General features: G+C 69.3%; 20 protein-coding genes and 1 tRNA gene. 14 read left to right on the forward strand and 7 right to left on the reverse strand.

Annotated features, from left to right (window positions below; translation table 11 throughout):
• The first annotated feature begins 184 nt into the window (after nt 1-184).
• From AB0G01_RS05240 to AB0G01_RS05260, 5 genes are all read left to right on the forward strand, one after another.
• Complete coding sequence (locus AB0G01_RS05240; protein ID WP_360939947.1) at nt 185-550, forward strand: hypothetical protein; 366 nt, start codon at nt 185-187, stop codon at nt 548-550.
• A gap of 93 nt (nt 551-643) precedes the next feature.
• On the forward strand, nt 644-1,300 hold the full coding sequence (locus tag AB0G01_RS05245; protein WP_360939949.1) for a response regulator transcription factor: 657 nt from the start codon (nt 644-646) through the stop codon (nt 1,298-1,300).
• Nucleotides 1,297-2,400, forward strand: a complete 1,104-nt coding sequence (locus tag AB0G01_RS05250) for a HAMP domain-containing sensor histidine kinase (RefSeq protein WP_360939951.1) — start codon at nt 1,297-1,299, stop codon at nt 2,398-2,400. The genes AB0G01_RS05245 and AB0G01_RS05250 overlap by 4 nt, the downstream gene beginning before the upstream one ends.
• Before the next feature lie 30 nt (nt 2,401-2,430).
• Nucleotides 2,431-2,940, forward strand: a complete 510-nt coding sequence (locus AB0G01_RS05255) for a hypothetical protein (RefSeq protein WP_360939953.1) — start codon at nt 2,431-2,433, stop codon at nt 2,938-2,940.
• A gap of 639 nt (nt 2,941-3,579) precedes the next feature.
• Entirely contained in the window at nt 3,580-4,251 is a 672-nt protein-coding gene (locus AB0G01_RS05260) for a hypothetical protein (RefSeq protein WP_360939955.1), read from the forward strand.
• Between the two features lie 240 nt (nt 4,252-4,491).
• Here the strand turns inward: AB0G01_RS05260 and chrA are convergent, their stop codons facing one another.
• A complete protein-coding gene (chrA, locus tag AB0G01_RS05265; protein WP_360939957.1) occupies nt 4,492-5,619 on the reverse strand; it encodes a chromate efflux transporter in 1,128 nt (375 codons plus the stop codon).
• Entirely contained in the window at nt 5,616-6,287 is a 672-nt protein-coding gene (locus tag AB0G01_RS05270; RefSeq protein WP_360939959.1) for a helix-turn-helix domain-containing protein, read from the reverse strand. Before AB0G01_RS05270 ends, chrA begins: the two co-directional genes overlap by 4 nt.
• A 334-nt stretch (nt 6,288-6,621) precedes the next feature.
• Between AB0G01_RS05270 and AB0G01_RS05275 the strand changes: the two genes are divergently transcribed.
• Nucleotides 6,622-7,500, forward strand: coding sequence for a hypothetical protein (locus AB0G01_RS05275; protein WP_360939961.1), 879 nt, complete (start codon nt 6,622-6,624; stop codon nt 7,498-7,500).
• A gap of 11 nt (nt 7,501-7,511) precedes the next feature.
• Entirely contained in the window at nt 7,512-8,504 is a 993-nt protein-coding gene (locus AB0G01_RS05280) for a beta-propeller fold lactonase family protein (RefSeq protein ID WP_360939963.1), read from the forward strand.
• Between the two features lie 493 nt (nt 8,505-8,997).
• On the opposite strand, the gene AB0G01_RS05285 is transcribed toward AB0G01_RS05280, so the two are convergent.
• Complete coding sequence (locus tag AB0G01_RS05285) at nt 8,998-9,786, reverse strand: hypothetical protein (protein WP_360939965.1); 789 nt, start codon at nt 9,784-9,786, stop codon at nt 8,998-9,000.
• A gap of 515 nt (nt 9,787-10,301) precedes the next feature.
• Nucleotides 10,302-10,451, reverse strand: coding sequence for an Imm1 family immunity protein (locus AB0G01_RS05290; RefSeq protein WP_360941192.1), 150 nt, complete (start codon nt 10,449-10,451; stop codon nt 10,302-10,304).
• Nucleotides 10,452-10,781: 330 nt separating this feature from the next.
• Between AB0G01_RS05290 and AB0G01_RS05295 the strand changes: the two genes are divergently transcribed.
• The 5 genes from AB0G01_RS05295 to AB0G01_RS05315 all read left to right on the forward strand — a co-directional run bounded on the left by AB0G01_RS05295 (nt 10,782) and on the right by AB0G01_RS05315 (nt 13,841).
• Nucleotides 10,782-11,243 carry a hypothetical protein gene (locus AB0G01_RS05295; protein ID WP_360939967.1) on the forward strand — a complete coding sequence of 154 codons (462 nt, stop codon included), beginning with the start codon at nt 10,782-10,784 and terminating at the stop codon, nt 11,241-11,243.
• A complete protein-coding gene (locus AB0G01_RS05300; protein WP_360939969.1) occupies nt 11,228-11,824 on the forward strand; it encodes a VOC family protein in 597 nt (198 codons plus the stop codon). The genes AB0G01_RS05295 and AB0G01_RS05300 overlap by 16 nt, the downstream gene beginning before the upstream one ends.
• 256 nt (nt 11,825-12,080) lie before the next feature.
• Nucleotides 12,081-12,350 carry a hypothetical protein gene (locus tag AB0G01_RS05305; RefSeq protein ID WP_360939971.1) on the forward strand — a complete coding sequence of 90 codons (270 nt, stop codon included), beginning with the start codon at nt 12,081-12,083 and terminating at the stop codon, nt 12,348-12,350.
• A 443-nt stretch (nt 12,351-12,793) separates the two neighbouring features.
• A complete protein-coding gene (locus tag AB0G01_RS05310; RefSeq protein ID WP_360939973.1) occupies nt 12,794-13,021 on the forward strand; it encodes a hypothetical protein in 228 nt (75 codons plus the stop codon).
• A 502-nt stretch (nt 13,022-13,523) separates the two neighbouring features.
• Nucleotides 13,524-13,841 (forward strand): hypothetical protein, encoded by a 318-nt coding sequence (locus AB0G01_RS05315; protein ID WP_360939975.1) that lies wholly within the window; start codon nt 13,524-13,526, stop codon nt 13,839-13,841.
• A gap of 2,113 nt (nt 13,842-15,954) precedes the next feature.
• Here the strand turns inward: AB0G01_RS05315 and AB0G01_RS05320 are convergent.
• Both AB0G01_RS05320 and AB0G01_RS05325 read right to left on the reverse strand, forming a co-directional pair.
• A complete protein-coding gene (locus tag AB0G01_RS05320) occupies nt 15,955-16,860 on the reverse strand; it encodes a hypothetical protein (RefSeq protein ID WP_360939977.1) in 906 nt (301 codons plus the stop codon).
• Nucleotides 16,861-17,029: 169 nt separating this feature from the next.
• Nucleotides 17,030-17,101 (reverse strand) — tRNA-Arg (locus AB0G01_RS05325).
• A gap of 65 nt (nt 17,102-17,166) precedes the next feature.
• On the opposite strand from AB0G01_RS05325, the gene AB0G01_RS05330 reads away from it, so the two are divergent.
• Entirely contained in the window at nt 17,167-18,714 is a 1,548-nt protein-coding gene (locus tag AB0G01_RS05330; RefSeq protein ID WP_360939979.1) for an SDR family NAD(P)-dependent oxidoreductase, read from the forward strand.
• A gap of 43 nt (nt 18,715-18,757) precedes the next feature.
• On the forward strand, nt 18,758-19,666 hold the full coding sequence (locus AB0G01_RS05335; protein WP_360939981.1) for a cation diffusion facilitator family transporter: 909 nt from the start codon (nt 18,758-18,760) through the stop codon (nt 19,664-19,666).
• Here AB0G01_RS05335 and AB0G01_RS05340 read toward each other — a convergent pair.
• Complete coding sequence (locus AB0G01_RS05340; protein WP_360939983.1) at nt 19,615-20,385, reverse strand: helix-turn-helix domain-containing protein; 771 nt, start codon at nt 20,383-20,385, stop codon at nt 19,615-19,617. The two genes, AB0G01_RS05335 and AB0G01_RS05340, sit on opposite strands and share 52 nt — an antisense overlap.
• Nucleotides 20,386-20,430 lie beyond the last annotated feature (45 nt).

Genomic DNA, 20,430 nt, shown 5'->3' on the forward strand with positions numbered 1-20,430 from the left:
GCAGCTGGAAGGAATCCTTTCCACAGCTTCTCATCGGCTTGCCTGGCCGGCAGAGTCGGAGACGCACGGCGGGGGAATTAACGGCTCTATTCTCGCCGTAACGGCGCAGAGTATTTCTGCACCGCATTTCCCCATTCGCCGTCGAATCCCTTTGGCAACTCTGCACGCACTGAGGAGTGAAATCATGTCGATGAAACAGGCCGTCCTGCGGGCCGGAAAATTCGCGTCGGTGGCGGCCGTACTGGCCGGTTCCGCGATGCTCACCGCAGCTCCGGCGTCCGCCTCGCCGAACGCCGAAGCGCAGGCCAGACCGGCTGCGCAGGCTGCGGCTCCTGAGGCGAGCTGGGACTGCACCATCACCGCCTACCTCGGCTGGCGATGGGAGGGGTGGTGCACCGGCTACTCGGGTGAGCTGCGCACCATCACCTACTGCGCCAATGGGACCTCGTCCACCGGCGACTGGATCCAACCGCGACCCGCGGCGTGGTTCGTGTACGGAAACTGCTCCGGATCGACCGTGACGAGCGTCGACTTCCAGACGCGCGGCTGAGCGGTAGAATAACGTCGAAAGGTCAGCTCCACGGGTCGGCGCGCAGTGCGCGCCGACCCGTGGACGACAGCCGGAAACCGGATTGGGTGCCACGTGCGGGTACTGGTGGTCGAGGACGAAGAGTTGATGGCCGAGGCAATTGCCGAGGGTCTCCGACGGCAGTCCATGGCGGTCGACGTGTGCCTGGACGGGGACCGGGCGATGGAGTCGATCGCGGTGCACGAGTACGACGTGGTCGTGCTCGACCGCGACCTGCCCGGGGTGCACGGCGACGACGTGTGCCGCGCGGTGGTGGCACGAGGTGGTGCCCGCGTGCTGATGCTGACGGCGGCGGGTGACATCACCGACCGGGTGCACGGGTTGGGCATCGGGGCCGACGACTACCTGACCAAGCCGTTCGCGTTCGCCGAGCTGGTCGCGCGGGTGCAGGCCCTGGCGCGGCGGGTGAACGCTCCCCTGTCGCCGGTGTTGCGCGCAGCGGACCTCGAACTGGACCGGCCGCGGCACCAGGTCTCCCGAAGCGGCCGGTACATCTCGTTGTCCCGCAAGGAGTTCGCGGTCCTGGAGGTGCTCATGCGCGCTGCCGGAACGGTGGTCAGCGCAGAGCACCTGCTGGAGAAGGCGTGGGACGCGCACACCGACCCGTTCACCAACGTGGTCCGCGTGACGATGATGACGCTGCGCCGCAAGCTGGGGGCTCCGCCGCTGATCGAGACCGTTCCCGGCGTCGGCTACCGGATCGGCTCGTGACCGGGCGGAACTGGTCGGTACGGACCAGGCTGAGCGTCCTGGTCGGCGGGCTGTTCCTGCTCAGCGGCCTGATCCTGTTGAGCCTGACCTACTTCCTGGTCGTTGCCAACCTGCCGGAGACCACGACGTTCGTGAACAGCCGGTATGAGGTCACCGCGCTGGAGTCCGGCGTGCGGTTCCAGGTCCTCCCCCAACTGGAGGACTTCCGCAAGACCGCCCTGAACACGATGCTCGGGCAGTCGGCCGCCGCGCTGGTGCTCGCGACCGCCTTGGCGGTCCTGTTCGGACGGATCGTGGCCGGCCGGATGCTGCGGCCCGTGCGCGAGATCGCGACCGCCGCCCGCCGGCTCGGCGCGGACGACCTGAGCCGTCAACGGCTCGCGATGGGCGGGCGACGCGACGAGCTGACCGACCTGGCGGACACGTTCGACGACATGCTCGACCGGCTGGCCGACGCGTTCGACAGCCAGCGGCGGTTCGTGGCCAACGCCTCGCACGAACTGCGAACCCCGTTGGCGGTTCAGCACACGCTGATCGAGGTCGCGCTCTCCGGGAACGACGTGAGCCCGGACACCGTCCGGCTGGGGCGTCGGTTGATGGAGATGAACGCCCGCAGCGAACGGCTGATCGAGGGCCTGCTCGTCCTGGCGCGCAGTGATCGCGGGCTGTCGTCCACCGAGCCCGTCCGCTTGGACGAACTCACTACGGAGGTGCTGACCGCCCACGAGTCCGCCGAGATCGCGTTCCACTTCGAATCGAGCCCTCTCACGGTGGTCGGCGACAGCGTGCTGCTGGAGCAACTGGTGGTGAACCTGGTGCAGAACGCGTTGCGGCACAACAAGCCGGGCGGTCAGGTCTGGGTACGGGTCGGCGGCGAGGTCTCGTTGGAGATCGCCAACACCGGCCCGGTCGTGCCCCGGGACGCGATCGACTCGCTGTTCGAGCCGTTCCTACGGCTGAGCGGTCAGCGCACGAGTTCGGACCGCGGTGTCGGCCTCGGGCTGTCGATCGTGGCCTCCGTGGTGGCCGCACACGGCGGGAAGGTGGTGGCCGAACCTCGAGCTGAGGGTGGACTGACCGTGCGCGTGACCCTGGGGTGAAGACAGACCACGCGCCCAGGGTTTCCCGACGTGCGCCCGGAGAGGTCCGGTTTCCCTGGCGAGGCGGTCTCGGCGGCGTGGCATGAGCAGCCCTGCGTCAAGCCGCCATCGCTGATCTCGGTTGAGCAGGCGTTGGAGCGCTTCGTGTTTGGCGAGGCCGTAGGCCAGGCCGTCAACTTCCGCTGGGCGGTCGACGAACAACTGCGCGACGCCGTTTGCGACTTCGCCGCCAACGCGAGGCTGATCGAACTGTCGAGGTCGCGGAACTCGCGGAACAATCCGACCGCACCGGGGAAAGGCGCGTTGCAGGTGGGCACGCAGCTTGTTGCCGAGCGCGACGCGGTGGGCGACCAGGTTACGGCGGGCGCGGTCGGCACTGGTCCAGTGCCGGCGGTGACCCGGCGGCACCTCGGGTGCATCAGTGATCCAGAAGATCACCGACACGAGAATGGTGCACCAGTGAGCGGAGGGTGGTGTCTTCGCCGGAGTGGCACAGACGGCCGGCGGCGGTCGCCGCTGATGAGGCCGGTTGCGGAGTAGTGCACAGCTTGTGGACGTGGTGTCGATTGATCCGGTACACGGGTAGGTGGCGTTGTGCACGATCCGCCCACGATGCGGTGTCAGACGGCGACGTGACGATGGATGGCTTGTCCCCGGTCGCCGGGGTTAAGGCGCGTCGCACCCCAGGACGACCTTCGACCACTGCTCCTCGCCCCGGGCCGCATCCACCCCTGAAGCGTTGCGGCCCCACACCGCGACCCTGAACGACTCCACTCCTCCCTCGGGACTTCGGCATGGTGACACGAAGGACGGCGTCAGGGCAGAAGAGACGATCCGGGGTTCGACAGGACAGGATCGAATCCGCGCTTGCCGGCGTCGACGAGCCCGATACCGACGCGCTGCCCAAGAGATTCGGCCCGGCAGATGGGCTTGTGACGCAGGCTCCCGGGATTGGATGACCGTGGCGAGCACTGCGGCCGACCTGCCCCTGTCCACCGCGTACCGGCAGTTCGCTTGACAGCAAACGATTCCAACCCCGGACGACTAGCCGGTCGCGACGTCGTCGAGGAGGTTCTCCGGAGGGCGTCTCGTCTCCCTGGGCGAACTCGACGACAACTGACCGGGGAAGTCCTCCCCACGTTGTTCCCCTGCCCCCGCAGTTGCGCAATCATGATGTCCATGGCGACGGCAGGGCGGTTCCCGGCCTTCAAGGTGTTGCGGATCGTGCTCCTGACGGTGGTGCTGCCCCTGGCCATCGTCGGCGTGGTGGTCGGTTCGGTGCTGCTGTACGCCCTGGGCGGATGGGGTTGGTGGCGCTGGACCATCCTGGTCCTGGGCAGCTTGATCGTCCTGGCAGGCGCTGGGCTCGCTGTTGCGGGACTGCGATCGACGATCAGCGACGAGCGCCACGAAGTCACGGCGGTGATGCTGGGAAGTGCCGTGTTGATGGCCATGGTTCTGGCCCCGATCTCCGCGACCAGGGCACGGGTGACTCTCGACAACGCCATCGCGGTGGAGTGCACGGTGCTCGCTCTGGCCGGATTCGCCGCGGCGACGGGGGACACCTCGACACCGGCGACCGAGCACGACCTGGAGTGCGCGGGCGGGTACCCGACGACCTATTTCAGCCCGTCTCCACAGGCCGAGGTGGGCGGGCGGTTCGAACTGCTGGTCGATCCCACGAGAGCGTTGGGCCCGACGACGGCGGAACACGAGGAAGAAAAGTGGTGGTCGGGGCTGGTGATCACCGCGCTCGCAGCAGGGCTGTACATGTCGTGGAGCGGGTGGCGCGGGGCCCGTTGGCTGATCACCACCTCGTCACGCACTCCCGGTTCCCCGCCGCCTGCGTGAGTCGCGACGCCGTGGACCTCGGCCTGTTGACCACGGCACACTCGCATACCGTGCGCCGGTCGCCGCCCGCACGCGGTGGACGAGGTCGCCTCGGGGTTGGTCGTCCGCCTTTGCCGGACCCGACCCCGGACACCAATCCGTCCAGTGTTCGTCGGTGTGCACCCCAGCCGCCGAGTGGTGGTCCGGTTGGGGCGCAACAGGGGCAGTCGTGGTCCACGCTGCCTCCGTCCGGTGGTGCGGTCAGCCGGCGAGGGTGACGAGTGCTCCGATCACGCCCGCGCCGACGAGGGCGGTGACCACGCCTCGGCGCAGGGCGAGCAGCCACAGCGCGGCAGCGGCCAGCAGACCGTACTGCCACGGCGTGTGCAGGGCGGCGGTGAGCGGGAAGACGGTGCCGGCGATCGCGCCGATGGCCGCGGCCCCGGCCCCGGTGAGGAACGCCTGGGCCTTCTCGTTGTCCCGCAGGCGTTCCAGGCGCGGGCCACCGAAGATGATCATCACGAACGAAGGCGCGAACGCGACGAACGCCGCCAGCAGCCCGCCCCACAGACCGGCCGCCGCGTAGCCGACCACGGCCACGGTCTGCACCACCGGGCCCGGGGTGACCTGGCCCAGCGCCACGGCGTCGAGGAACTGCGCGTCGGTCATCCAGCCGTACGTGGTCACGGCGTCGTGACGCATCATCGGGATGATCACGAACCCGCCGCCGTAGGACAACGCGCCGACCTTGGCCGCGACCCACGCCACGGCGGGCAGCCCACCGACCGCCGCCGGCAACGCGATCACCGGCAGCACCGCCGGCGCACGACCCGAGGGCACCCGCACCGCGACCTCGACCAACCCGGCCACGACCAGCACGACCACCAGCCACGGCCCGGTGATCGCGGCGGCCACGGCACCGACCAGGACGTAGGCGCACCACCGCGCCCGTGCGGAAGTCCCGGCCCCCGCCCGTTTCCAACTGCCGGGGATCAGGCCCCACGCCGCGTGCGCCGCCACGGCGGGGACGGCCGCCCCCGCGCCGACCGCCGCCCCCAGTACCCAGAGCGGTGGCTGTGCGGACAGGAAGAGCGCCGCCAGGGCCAGGATCAGCACCAGTCCCGGGACGATGAAGCAGAAGCCGCCCACCAGCGCGCCGCTCGTGCCGCGCAGCCGCCAGGCGCACAGGATCGCCAACTGGGTGGACGCCGGACCGGGCAGCAGGTTGGTGACCGCGATGTCGTCCTCGAAGTCCTTCTCGCCCAACCACTTCTTCCGGCGCACGCACAGGTCGCGGAGCAGCGCGATGTGCGCGGGCGGGCCGCCGAACCCGACGCACCCCAGGCTGCCCCACTCGCGGGCGATCGTGGCCAGGCCGACCCGGTTCACGACGCCTCCGCGATCGTCGCCAGCCGGTCCACGCGCTCGGTGAGCAGGGACAGCACGACCTCGAAGACCTCGTCGGTGTCCACCGGACCCGGGTCGGGCACCGACCAGTGCACCCACCGGTCCGACGGCCCCACCTCTTCGTAGGCCTTGTCGCACACCGCCACCACGAGGTCCTCGGGTTCGATCACGTCGCCGACGTGGGCGGTGCCGTCACGTCCGAGCGCCAGGCCGTGCCGGTGGGCGGCGGCGACCGCGCGCGGGTTGAGGCGCGGCCCGGGGTGGGTGCCCGCCGAGGTGGCCGGGATGCGGCTGCGCGCGCTCCAGGCAGCGGCGGCCAACGGTGAGCGCGCGGCGTTGCGGGTGCAGACGAACACCACCCTGGGCGCGGTGACCGACGGGGTGGGGCGGAGGCCGTCGAGCACGGCGGGGAGCAGTCGGACGTACGCGCGGCGGCCGTCCGCGTAGGACTGCGAACGGGTCACCAGACCGACCTCCCGGAGCACCTTCAGGTGGTGTGCCAACAGATTGGACGTGAGGTCGAACCGCCGCGCCAACTCGCCGGGCGACCGGTCGCCGACCGCCAGCAGGTCGACGATCCCCAACCGGACCGGGTCGGCCAACGCGTGGTGCACCGCTGCCCGGCTACGAAGCGTGATGTCATTTTCCATTGAGGCAATCCTCGCTGAGGTGCTTACATGAGTCAACGACCCGGCGACACCTGGGAGGCCCCGAGCCCGACGCAACTGCGGAAACCCCACCACACCCGCACCCCCGCGCGGACCGCCGGGACATCCCCGCCGGACGGCGTGCGAATACGCCCGCACCCCGCGAGCGCGCTTTCCCGACACCGACCGAATACCACCGCGGACATTTTTTCATTAGCATGGCGGCACACCCGTTCCGAATGACTTCCGAAGTTACTGCGTTGTGCCCATTCTGCCACCGAGGTCGCTGTGTACGTTCGATCGCATCGAACATGCCACCCCTCGGAATGGGGGAACCGTGACAAATCAGATCACCAGGACGGGTGACGGCGGAACGCTCCGGCAGAAATGGGGGCAGGCACCGGTCACCACGAAGCTGTACTGGCTGCTGCGCGTCGGCGTCGCGATCGAATACCTCGGCCACGGCTGGGCCGGCCTGAGCCGGTCGCGGGCGTGGCTGCCCTACTACGACCTGTTCGGCATCTCCCCCGACGCCGCGGTCGACTACCTGATGTACGTCACCGGTGCCGTGGACATCACCGTCGGGTTGGTCGTGTTGTTCTTCCCACTGCGGATCGTGCTGCTGCACGCCACCGTGTGGGGCGTGTTCACCGCCCTGCTGCGGCCCGCCGTCGGCGAGGGCTGGTGGGAGTTCCTGGAGCGCGGCGGCAACTACGGGATGCCTCTGGCGCTGCTGATCCTGGTCGGCGGCGGCGGGTGGTCACCGCGCCGCTGGTTCACCCGCGCCGACGCCCCGACCGCCGTCTCCGACCGCGCCCACGTCGCCGCCCACTGGGCCGCCCGGGGCGGGCTCGCCCTCCTCCTGATCGGCCACGGCGGATTCGCCGTCGTCGAGAACAAAACCTACTTCTACCAGTACTTCGCCTTCTTCGGGCTCGATCGCGGCACCGTCGACGCCGCCCACCTGATGACCATTTTTGGTTGGTTCGAAATCCTGCTCGGGATAGCCGTACTGGTCCGGGCCGCCGCACCGCTGCTGTGGTTCGTCCTCGCCTGGAAACTGTTCACCGAACTGCTCCGACCACTCGCCGGGCAGGAAATATTCCAATTCGTCGAACGCGACGGCGATTACGTGCTGCCGCTCGCGCTCATCCTCGGCGCGGGCGTCTACGCCCTGGCCCGTGACCGCCTGCGCCAGTCCCGACCCACCACGTAGGAGGGACCCCGATGCGTCGTCTGCTTCCGCTCGCCACCGCACTGCTGCTCCTCGCGACACCGGCCACCGCCACGGCCACCGCGACCACCGACGCCGACGCCGGTGCCTCGAAGGGGCAACCGACCGTGATCGGCACCATCCCCACCGGGCCCAACACCCGCATGGTCGCGTTCACCCCCGACTACGAGCTGGCCTACGTCGCCAACGGCGGTTCCGACGACGTCTCGGTGATCGACCCCCGCCGCCGCACCGAGGTCACCAGGATTTCCGTCGGCAAGTTCCCCTACGGCGTCGTGTTCGACCGCACCGGTCGATTCGTCTACGTCTCCAACCGCGACTCCAACGAAGTCAGCGTGATCGACACGACCACGCGGACCGTCGTCAAGACCATCCCCGTCGGCACCGCACCCCGCCTGGGTGCCCTCAAGCCGGACGGCAGCGAAGTCTGGATCAGCAGCACCGCGTCCAACGCGGTCAGCGTGATCGACACCCGCACCCGGACCGTCACCCACACCATCCCGGTAGGCACAGCACCACGCGGCATCGCCTTCACCCACGGCGGCCGACACGCCTACGTGGCCGACTCCGACTCCGACACCCTCTCCGTCGTCGACACCGCCACCCACACCAAGATCGCCACCATCCCGGTCGGCGACGAGCCGCGCGGTGTCCTGATCACCCCCGACGGACGGACCGCCTACGTCAGCAACGCCCTCGGCGGCACGATCTCCGTCATCGACGTGCGCACCCGCACCGTCACCGCGACCATCGCCGTCGGCCGCACCCCCAGGGGCATCACCCTCGCCGCCGGCGGCCGGATCGCCTACGTCGTCAACTCCGGCTCCAACTCGGTGAGCACCTTCGACACCCGCACCAACAAGGTCCTCGGCGAAGTGCCCGTCGGCACCGACCCCCACTGGTCCGCCCCCGGCCCCGGCAACCGCTACATCCTGGTCGCCAACTCCGGCTCGTCCACCATCTCCATCGTCACCCTGCACCGCTGACCCGGACCTCCACCGGGAGGACCAAAAGCTGAAACCCGCGTCCTGACTGACGTCACGGCGCGGGTTTCACGGAGGGCCTTCGAGTTTTCGACGGCCAGGTCATCCGGTTGTGCCCCGACAGGGTTCGAACCTGCGCACCCACTTCCGGAGGGCGGTGCGACTACCCGTTGCACCGAGCGCTCTACCAGCATAAACAGTAAATTGATCTTGTTTTTGAGGGCTACGACTCTGACGCTGGCCATGTGAGCCCAGCCCTTTCGAGGCTCCTGCCCACAAGATCACCCGAGTTCTGAACCATCCGGCGTCGAACACACCCGCACGGGGCAGCCACGGTGCCTACCGCCACCCTGGCGGCCCGCAGTCATCACGCCAATGCGCGGCACGATGAAGCGCGACACGCTCGCGTCGGTGATCCGCCAGGCGGGACTGGCGCGAGGTGTCGGCTTCACGGTGCCCTGCAAACCGATGGGCCAAAACGGCCATACGTCGATCCTCACCGCGAAGGCGTTGAACGACCCACGGTGAGCAGTAGCGGAACCCCCGCACCCTCCCTGGCTGCCAGGTCTGCGACGAAACCGCCGAGCCAGCCAATCGCATCCAATGACCACTCGGTCAGGGTGCCTTGAAAAGTCACGCGGTGACGCGGCGGGCCGAGCCAGACTGTGTCGGGCAGGGGTGGCGGCAGGGGATCCCGCTCGGCCAGGGAATCGCATCGGAAGACACTCTGGTCCAGTTGACCCAGCCAACGGTGTATCCGTTGCGCCACTACGGGAAAAATCGGATCCTGACCACTGTCCACGGTGACGTGCACAGACGTTGCGGATCGCACGTCGTTAAACCAGGCGGCCGTGGACAGCGACGGCATCCGGGATTGCTGGGGGCGTTCCGTGATATCCAGGCTCTGCGCCGGCAACAGTACTTGTACCGTCTGGAGTCGCAACGTGCCGAGCCGCGCTGTGACATCACCGGCGCAACGGAGGAACGGCTGTACCGGCAACGGCCGGTCGCTGGGCACCGAATCAACGCCTACTTGGAACCAGGCGACCAGCGAAGACCCTTGCGCAGCAAGGGGATGCTCAAGTCCGGCGTCGTTCATGCCCCATAGACCGTCGAGCCAGCCCATCGCCTGCGCCCGGTCGTGGAACTGGATGTAAGGGTCGCGATCGGTGTCCGGAGCCCGGTCGGGACGCGGAGTCAACTCACCGTAGAGCGCGGCGTACAGGGTCCCCGCGACGCCGCGGGAACCCTGTACCAGCCCTGGCCGAGCTTCATTGCTGTCCACTGGACTGCCTCGCTACTGATCGGGTCCGGTGACCAAGCAGTTCACAGTAGCCTGTCGCTCAAACACCTCTGAGCTGTCCCACTCGTCGTCCACGTCAACATCAACTCGATTGCGCCACGAGATGGCTTGGCCGGTGGAGTCGCACGGACGGTTGGCCGCGGAGCGGTTGCCGCTACCGCCACCGGGGTAGATGCCGGGCTCCGTGTCACAAGCCTTCCGACGCCACGTTCCGTCCGTGTAGTACTCGTACAGGCAATTCGTCACGGTTGCCTTGTGGGCGACTGCCGCCGACTACATCGGCCTTTACCTGGAACCACGGCCATGCCCCAGATCGCTTCCGCCCCGTACGCACCTGGGTTTGGCTCCGCTTCGCGTCACGAGCGGCGTCACGCGAAACCACGCGCCGATGATCGACTCCGTGATTCGAGAACCACCCAGGCGGGTGACCATGGAACTGAGGCGTCGCTTGGGGTGCGCCGTGGAGGGCCGGGCCTCGGATCAGGAGGCGCGCCGTGTCAGTAGACCTGGTCGGGTGCGGGCTGCCAGTCCACGCAGGTGGGTCGTTCGCCGGTCCGGCGGAACTCGTGCAGCGCCTCGCGTACCCGGTTGAAGGGCAGTACGGCGTCGGCGTGGAAGGTCCGCTCGGTGACGCGGTCGACGAACAGGTCGGGGGCGTCGTCGAGGGGGTGTCAGCCCTGGTCACCCAGACGGCGGTGCGATCCGGGTCGACGGGAGAGGACGTCCAGGCGTCGGGGCCGAGGTACAGGATCGCGCCGACCCGCTGGGGGACGTTCAGGGCGATCTTGATCAGGTGGTCGGGTCGCTGCAACGGTCCGACGCGAGGGCGTTCGTGGGCGATGATCTGCGTGGGGTGCGACTGGTCGGTGGTGAGCGCGAACTCCAGCAGCTCGTCCAGCTCGGCGTCCGAGCCCGCCGTGAACGGGGTGTCGGCGCGGTTGTCGTCCCGGTACAGGTACACGTCCAGCGTGTAGGTCATGCCAGGTGCCTCCCTCGTCCGGCCCGGCCCGGTGACGATCGCGAAGCGGGTCGCTCATGTCCGCGCGGAGGCCCTGCGGGAGACCTTCGACCGGCTGGCGCACGAGTTCACCGACGACCGGTGTGCCGCACTGGACGGACTGCTGGTGGTGGATCCGAAGTTGAAGATGATCCGGTTGCGGTGGTTGTCCACCGGGCCGGTGGAAGCCTCGCCCGCGGTGGTGGGCAAGCTGGAGTTCCTGCGGGGCTTGGGCGCGGACACCCTGGAGATGTCGGTGCTTCCGGCGGAGCGGCACCGGTTCCTGGCCACGATCGGCCGCCGGTTGACCGGGCAATCGCTGCTCGGGTGTCTTCAGGAGCGGTTGAGGGCGAGCGTGCGCGGCCTCGTAAGCGCGGAGGGTTGGGCAGGAGGATGTGACGTTGTAGCCCAGAAACCTCGGGCCGTGTGGGTCAGAACCTGACCTGCACGGCAGTAGTGTCGGCGGCACATTTCCCGCAACTAGAGGAGCCACCCGATATGTCCGTCAAGGCGATCCCCGATGGCTACACGACCGTCACGCCGTGGATCATCTCCCGCGACACGGCCGCGGTCATCGACTACCTCTGCAAGGCGTTCGGAGCCGAGGAACTGGGCCGGGTGGCCGACGCCCGCGGGGTGATCGGACACGCGGAGGTCCGCATCGGCGACGCGATCGTGATGCTCTTCGACGGCGACCCGAGTTGGCCGGCGACGCCCGCGTTCCTCCGGCTGTACGTCGAAGACGCCCACGCCGTGCACTGCCAGGCGGTCGGCGCGGGAGGCGTCTCCATCTCGGAGGTCACCCATCTGGCCTTCGGCGACCTGGTCGGGCGCGTGCGCGACCCGTTCGGCAACGTGTGGTGGATCCAGACCCGTATCGAGGACGTGACGCCCGAGGAGATGCAGCGGCGTTTCGGCGACCCGAAGTTCATCGCGGCGATGGAGTACATGCAGCGCCCCGAGACCGAAGTTCTTCCCCGAACTGAACCTCGAACCGGCGGCGGTCCGGCTCAAGCCCGGTAGCTACGAGACAGTGCCAGGCGACCCTCTGTCGAAGGAGTTCGTCGGCTACTTCCCGCGCATGACCGAAGAGGAAGCGTGGGAGGCGGGCCGGGGCGTATGGAAGATGTCCAGGACAAGGCAGTCCGCCGGCGTTTCGCCGTCATCGTCGGCGAAGGGACGGTGCGCGCCGTCGCCGAGATCCCCGGCACCACCGTCCACGACACCCCCAGCGGCCCCCGTGCCGCCCTGGAAGGCCACGTCCTGAGCGAGGACTCCGGTGCGCGCGGCCTACCTCGGTCGGCCCGACCCGGTGGTCAACGGCTCGCAGAACCCGATCGGCTGCTGCGAACTCCCCGAAGCACAGCCGTTCCTGCAACGGTCCTGCGGGTGCGGCTCGGTCGGCGGCCGGGATTTCCTGCCAGGCCACGAGATCCGTGCGGTCAACGACCGCATCCGCGCGCATTTCGGTGGCTCGCCGCTGAAGTTCATCCAGCGGGTCGACGGCGTGCTGTGCACTGGTGCGGCGTTGCGGGGCAAGGCGTCCTGATGGCGCGCGTGAGGTGCTTCTGGTGGCCCTTCGGGAACTCCGAGCTTTCCGATGACCGTCGCCGGGTTCAGCAGGATCGGCCATGAATACCTGCGTGCGGCTGAGCGTCGGCGCGCCTGGCCGAGCTCGCAGGCAGCACCCCGGCGCGCTGGGGACTGCTGCTGGTCGTGGACGGTCGCAGACGCAAGTGGACGCTGGATTCACCCGATGCCGACTACAGGGCACTGTTCGCCCCCGGCCGCCCGCACCCTCGAACTCGACAGCGCGGTCTTCACCACGAAGTTCCCGGGCTGGAACTCCGGGTGGCAGATCCCTACCGCCCGGTGAGCCTGCCGCCAGGCTCGGAAGCGAGCGCGGCGGCAGTGCCTGAACAGTAACAACACACGTGCCGATTTCCCTGCTGTGCCGGGGAATCCGGACAGCCTCGGCATAGCGGCGCAGGCTTGGAGCGTGGAGTCCGAACAGGACGGCTCATCGCCGAGTTCGCCGCCGGCATCGCCGAGCTGGTGGCGAACGCGCGCCGCGAGCGACTCCAGGCCGCCGGCGAGGACACCGCGTGGCGGGAACAGGTCCTGCGTGAGTGGGAGGCGCAGGCGGTCCAGGCCCACGACAAGGAGATCTTCTCGGCGATCCGTGCCGTGTTCGAGCGCCACGGCGGCTCCAAGTTCTGATCCAGATCACTTGCCGTCCTCTTCGACCGCGTCCGGGTCGCAAGAGGCCGCAACCCGCCGGCCAGACCGTGGGCGACAGGAACGAGTACCGGCAGCCCCACAGATCGACGTGGCTGTAGCGGAACGGCGCGAGCCGGGCTGTACCGGGGGTGGAGACTGGCAGGCTTACCTGATCACATTCGGTAACCCTGGTCAGGAACGCCGACTACTTGATCAGCGAAGCCTGCCAGTCGGCACATCCGTCGTGCGACCTCGGCGGGCAGGACTTCGACCGGCGAGGTGAGCAATCTACGGTATTCGCTGTCGTCGCGTTTTTCGCGCCGGCTGCGACTCCGGACTGTAGCGGCTTCCTCACCCCAAAGTCGGAAAGGCATGTCCGTAGTGGAGCAGTGAATTCACCTCGCAGCACTTATAGCCTCGGAACGGGAAAACACACAAGGCGCAGGAACCGGGAACCTGCCCGAGAGACACACCATTCTACGTCGAACGGAAAGCGGGGAACATGCGTAAGGTCCTCAGCAGGACGATCGCGACCGGCGGGGCCGTCCTCCTCCTGGTGTTCGGCGGTGGGGCGGCGGTACAGGCGACCTCCACACCGAACGGTGATCCGGGCATCCTCGCCGGCTACCGCACAGTGACAGCGGATTCCCTCATCCTGTGGAACGCGGCCTCGGGCGGCAGTTCGGTGGGAACATGGACCTGGGGCCAGTGCTTCTACTGGTCGGCGGTCGAGGGCTCCAACCGCTATCGGACGTCCACAGGCAGCGGTTCGACCGTGTGGGTCGGTGCCGAGTCGCAATGGAGTTCGGCAGGCTGCTGAAGCCCCTCGTTTCCGCCCGTCGTTGACATCGGCCGCATGACTGCCCACTCCGCAGCCGTGCGGCGTGTTTCACGACGGGCCTTCCGGTGGCAGGCGTGCGGCAGACGATGTCCAGCAGGGTCGATGCTGCTCCGTGACTTGTGGGCGGCGCGGTGATTCTGATCGACGGGTGTCGGCGCGGCACGTCGAGGGCGGTTGTCACGAACCCGTCCCCTGCGCGCCGACACCCGCCGGGCCGCCGGTCGGGGTTGTGCGGCACGGCCCGCGACCCGGGTCCTCCCCGATTCGGGTGACCGCGGCGCAGCAGCGGTCCGTGCGTGACAGCGGCAGTCGAAGTCGATCACCCGCTGCCGAGGGGCGCGCGGGTTCCGGCGTGGCCCGTGGCCTGCGGCAGTGACCGTGTCAGCCAGGGCACCTCGACAGCTCCGGACCCCCTCTCCCCTGGGACCGAAACCCGACACCGCCGACAAGCGCCCGGACAGGCGGACATTGCCCACCGGGTTTCGGGGTTTCGGGCACAGTCAGGGTTCGGGCACCGTGCGGACCACCCGCACCCGTGCGGTCCGCCGAGCGGTGACCGCGTGGTCGTCGGTCTGTCGGACCCGGCGACGGGAAGTCGCGTCGGGCACCCGAAAGCGACGACCGGCCGGCGTGCGTTCGGCCAACGGCTCGTCCTCGTCGGCGGAATCCGTGGTCTGCGGGTCTCTTCCGGGGTCATCGCGCCTGCGCGTCACGAGGGGCCCCGGCGCAGTAAGCGCCGGGGCCCCGGGGTTGTTGGATTCCACTTCCACCTAGCTGGCCGTGAGACCGGCTTCCTCTGTCCGCGCAACCCGTACTAGCAGCGGGTGTTGCGGGGATCGCGTGTGCTTGACCGAAGACCACCTCTCGTTCAGATGGAACCGCGGTACCCGTCCGGCCGAGTCCAGCCGAGACCGGGCGATCCGATGGTGTGCAACCCTTCCCTTCTCCTCTGATCACTGCGACTTGCGTTCTCACGTGACGGTCGGCACCGGTCCTGATGCACATGCCGGAATCACTTCACCGACCATCCCGGCCACCTGCCAAGAGCCCCGTCCACTGCTCGGCTCCGACAGACCTGACCGCACTGCACTTGCGTTACTGCACTTGCGTTACTGCACTTGCGTTACTGCACTGCACATCGCAACTGCTTTACGACTCGAACTGCTTCACTACTTCATCCGGTCGTCGGCACCGGGATCGTTCCTCCGGTCTGTCGCCGATCGACCCATGGTCCACCGCCGAGGAGCCCCGTTCACCGATTGGCCCCAGCACGTCCGACCGTCCTGCTGTCGATCCCACGGGCAGTTCGTCATCTCCCGTGTCACCGCTCTTCTCTGTCAACGAGGACAACACTACACACAGCCGCATCCGAATGTCTACTTCGGCTGGCACAGATTTACTCGACCGGATGACGCAGCTCTCTCACCAGCAGAGATCACCCCGCACGCCGTCACGACACCGCACGGCACGGACACGAGGAGCGCGGAGCGCGGGCCACCGCGCGGATGCGAAGGGGTGGTGACACGAGACGCCGGCCCCGCCCGTCGTGCAGGCGTGGTCGAGCCGCCTGCGGACAGGACAGGTCGACGGGCGTCCACAGCAGCCGCCGGGGGTGTCGTGGCCACGCCAGCGGACGCGACGGCGCGAGCCTGCCCGGCCGGAGCGCGGACACCGGGGCGGAGGCGGTCCGTGGTGCCGGGCGGCACGGGTCCTGGGTCCTGGGCTGCGCACGGACGTCTTCAGCAGGAAGGACGCGCATTGCATGACGACGGTCGAACCGGAGGACGGCGGGACGGCATCGCTCTCGACGCTCGACCTGGCCGACGACGGGCCGTCGCTGTTCGCGCTACGTCGCTGGGCGGGCGCGTCGCTCGAAGACCCCTCCGGGGGCCGGGCCTGGTCGTCGTTGACGCCCTGTGCACCGCCTAGGGCTTCGACGAACTCCCGACCGGCAAGACCGTTTGAGCCGACATCGCCTGCATGCCGGTCACCACACCCCGTGCGGCTGACGGCACGGAGTACGGCGTCGTCGCCCTCCCGACAGTCCGTCCCCGGTACCGGCCTCGCCAGGTCTTCGACTGGGCAGCGAGACCTACGTGCGTCGCCCGGTGCGGCACCCGGCGGCCATTACCGCCGCCGACCTGCTCGACGATGTCACGGCCGAACCGGGCGGGATTGCGGGGGTCGTTCGTTCGAGCCGAGGGGTCGTGGCGGCCCGCCAGTGGTGCCACGACCTGGCCGCGCTGCGGCGCTCCGCCCGCCTCGGCTCCATTCCCCTGGACCGGTGCGTGGTCGCGCTCAACGCGCCCGAGCTGGCCGAGGCGTCCCTGGTCTGCGTGGAAAAGTTCGCCGAGGAAGCGGGGATCGCCGCCTTGGCCCCTACCTCTCCCGCGACGACGCCGACCTGCCCCCTGCCCCAGACCACCGAGGGAGGCCGCAAACGCTGGTCCCACCCCGAGGGCGGCACCCTGATCGTCAACCACCAGCACAAACTGCCGCCCGGCCGGCGGCCCGGCAGATCTACGGCACCGGTGAGGATGAAGTGGATTTTGCGGACGGTCCACGCGGTCAACGGCTTGCAGACGTGGCGGCGGCAGCGGCGGTCGCAGGTGTGCTCGCCGGGGGTGCGGTGGTCGATTTCCGGGCCGCCAGAGCAGTGTTCGCGGCAGCGCTCCAGCTCCTCGTAGTAGGAGTCGAGGACGTCGACTGCCAACGACTCGGCCTTGAAGTGGCCGATGATCGGGTAGATGTGTTTGAGGGCGTAGCCGTCGTAGGTCTCGCGGGTGGTGCGTTCCAGGCGCGCTGCGGTGATGTGGACGGCGACCACGAAGCCGACGGTGGCGTTGGTGCGGGGGGGGTGGAAGCGTTCGTCGATCTCGCGGAGGAAGCGGACCCGGACCTCCTCGGCCAGGCGCTCGGCGTCCGGGCCCGCCGGGACGACCTCTACGAGGTAATGGCGGCGCTTGGTGATCACGTCCAGACCGGCATACACACGCACGCGCAGAGCGCCACTCGGCAGCAAGTCGATGCCGCCGCGCTCCCTGCGCGTTGCGCCGTCCAAAACAGTCACCAGCAGGACCAAAAGCTGAAACCCGCGTCCTGACTGACGTCACGGCGCGGGTTTCATGGAGGGCCTTCGAGTTCTCGACGGCCAGGCTGTTCGGTTGTGCCCCCGGCAGGATTCGAACCTGCGCACCCGCCTCCGGAGGGCGGTGCTCTATCCCCTGAGCTACGGGGGCCGTAGCTACGGGAGGAAGCTTAGCAGGGCTGTCAGGACGGCTTCGCACCCCCTACCCTCCGAGGCATGGCTCCTGCTCGTGAGCGGTTCGTCGAGTGTGCCGACCTGCGTCTTCGGGTGGTCGAGGAGGGGGTCGAGGGGGCCACGGCGGTGGTGTTGCTGCACGGGTTCCCCGATTCGCTCCGGGTGTGGGACGGGGTGGCCGCCCGGCTGCGGGAGCGGTTCTGGGTGGTTCGGGTGGATCTCCCGGGGGCCGGTGGGTCCGGGCGGCCCCCGGCGCGGGAGGGGTTTCGGATCGCCCGGGTCGTCCGGGACCTGATGGTGGTGGTCCGGCAGTTCCGGCAGCCGGTCCACCTGGTGGGGCACGACTGGGGCTCGGTCATCGGGTGGGGGGCCGTCGCCGAGGAGCCGTCCTCCTTCCTGTCGTTCACCTCCTTGTCCGGGCCCGACCTGGGGCACGTCCGCGACTGGGTGGCCCGGCACCGGTGGCACCCCCTGGCCGTCCTGAACCTGGTCCGGAAGTCCTGGTACATCGCCGGGTTCCTGCTCCCGGCCCTCCCCGAACTGCTGTGGCGCGTCCCCGAGGTGCGACGCCGCCTGGGTGCGCACCACCGGGAACTGGTCAACGGGCTGGAGCTGTACCGGGCGAACATCGGCCGGGGGGCCGTCGCCCGGCGCGTCTCCGTGCCGGTCCACCAGATCGCCCTCGCGGACGACCCCTACGTCTCCCGACGGCACCTGGAGGCCGCCGAGCCCTGGGTCTCCGACCTCACCCGCACCCCCCTGGTCGCCGGCCACTGGGCACCTCGCACGCACCCCGCCCAGGTGAGCCGGCTCATCGAGGACTTCATCGACGGGCGGCGACGACGGCGAGTGGTCGTCGTCACGGGTGCGGGTGGCGGGATCGGGCGGGCCACCGCGGTGAGGTTCGCGCGCGAGGGTGCCTTGGTCGTGGCGTTGGACGTCGACCTCGCCGCTGCCCGACGCACGGCGGACGAGACCGGCGGGCACGCCTACGCGCTCGATGTCACGGACAGTGCCGCCGCCCGGGAGGTCGCCCGGCTCGTCGAAGAGCGCCACGGGGTGCCCGATGTGGTGGTGGCCGACGCGGGTGCGGGTCCGGCCGGATCTTCCCCGAGCACCTCGGAGGAGGACTGGCGCGAGGTCTTGAACGCCGACCTCTGGGGTGTCGTGCGCCTGTGGCGGGCCTTCGCGCCCTACCTGGTCGAGCGCGCGCAGGGCGGGCACCTGGTGGTCACCGCCTCCGCCGCCGCCGGGCGCTTCCGCACCTCGGGTCTGCCCGCGTACTCGACCACCAGGGCCGCGGTGCTGATGCTCGCGCAGAGCCTGGCGGCCGAGCTGAAACCGCACGGCATCAGGGTCAGCTCGATCTGCCCCGGCGTCGTGGACACCGCCGGCGCGGTCACCCGGTTCGCGGGTGACGAGGAGCAGACTTCCTTGCGGAAGAAGGTCCGGTCGCGCGGGCTCGGACCGGACGAGGTGGCGGACCAGGTCTTCCGCGCCGTGGAACGGGAGACGGCTGCGGCGAGGGCTGCCCGCCGGGTTCCGCCGCGTCTCGCCCGCCTGATCGAACGGGTGGCCAACCCCACCTGATCGCCCTGTTGCACTCATGCGCATGTGACTATATGTTCCGTCTATGGGTCACGGACACGGCCACGGAGTGTCATCGGGGAGCGCGAAGCACCTCGGCCGGTTGTGGGTCGCCTTCGGTCTCGGGGCGGCCTTCATGGTGGTCGAGTTCGCCGTGGGCTTCGCCACGCAATCGCTTGCGCTCATCTCCGACGCCGCTCACATGCTCACCGACGTCCTCGGCGTCGGCATGGCCCTCACCGCCATCGTCCTGGCTCGCCGCGCTTCCTTCAAGGGAAGTCGCACGTTCGGGCTCTACCGCGCCGAGGTGCTCGCCGCCCTGGCCAACGCGGTGCTGCTGTTCGGCGTCGCGGGCTACGTGGTGTTCGAGGCGGTCGGCCGGTTCGGCGACCCGCCGGAGGTCCCGGGCCTGCCGGTAGTGCTCGCGGCGGCGGCCGGGCTGGTCGCGAACATCATCTCGTTCTTCACGCTGCGCGAGGGTGCCAAGGAGAGCATCAACGTGCGCGGGGCGTACCTGGAGGTGCTGGCCGACCTCATCGGCTCGGTCGGCGTGCTGATCAGCGGCGCGGTCACGCTGGTGTTCGGCTGGCGCTACGCCGACCCGATCATGGGTGTCGCGATCGGCCTGTGGGTGCTCCCCCGGACCTGGAAGCTCGCCTCCGGCGCGCTGCGAATCCTCTTCCAGCACGCCCCGGAGCGCCTCGACGTCGACGCGATGCAGGCCGAGCTGAGCCGGCTCCCGGGTGTCGAGGAGGCGCACGACCTGCACGTCTGGACGCTCACCTCGGGCATGGAGGTCGCCTCGGCGCACCTCACCACCTGCCCGGACGCCGACCCGGCCCGGGTGCTCGAAGCCGCCCAGACGCTGCTCGCCGAGCGGTACCACATCGAGCACGCCACGCTTCAGGTCGAGCCGGGCGCGTCCGCCGAGCGCTGCCGCGAGATCTCCTGGTGATAGCGGGCCGCGTAGCCGGTCGGGGTCTCGCCGAACATCGCGGTGAAGTCGCGGACGAAGTGCGCCTGGTCGGCGTACCCGAGGTCGGCGGCGAGCGCGGCCCAGTCGACCCGCGCGCCGGCGGCCATCCGCTGGGTCACCTCGTGCAGCCGGTAGCGCCGGATCACCCACTTCGGGCCGATGCCGACGTGCTCGGCGAACAGCCGCTGCAACTGCCGGGGGCCGCGACCGGTCTCCTCGGCCAGCGCGGAGACCCTGGTGATCTCCGGCCGGGCCACGATCCGGTCGACCACGCCCGCGGCGAGCACGGCCGCCGGGTCGGGCTCCGGCAGGCACGACCGCAGCACCTCTTCCACCGCCGGCACGCTGGGCTCGGGCACGTCCGGGAACATCGACGGCACCGTCCGGTCCGTGATGGACCGCACCGGGGCACCCAGGAACGCCCGGAACACCCCCGGCCGGAACGCCACCCCGAACACCCGCCCGTCGCCGTCGAGCTCCTGGAACACGTGCCGGCTCGACACCCCGCTCACCGTGGCCCGCCCGCCCCGGAACGCCAGGTGCACGTTCGGGTACGGCACGATCAACTGCCGGTAGGGCCGGTCGTAGGACCAGTGCACGATCCAGTACCGCGCGACGTAGGGCGCGAGGTCCGGCGACGGCAGCGGGAACTCGTGGCGCTGGTGCTCGCGCCAGTCCAGTTCCCGCTCGTCGCGCACGCCGACCAGGGTATGTCGCGTTTGTTCAATACACCGACCGCTCCC

The organism is Actinosynnema sp. NPDC023587 (genome assembly GCF_040640215.1).
Taxonomy (GTDB): Bacteria; Actinomycetota; Actinomycetes; order Mycobacteriales; family Pseudonocardiaceae; genus Actinosynnema.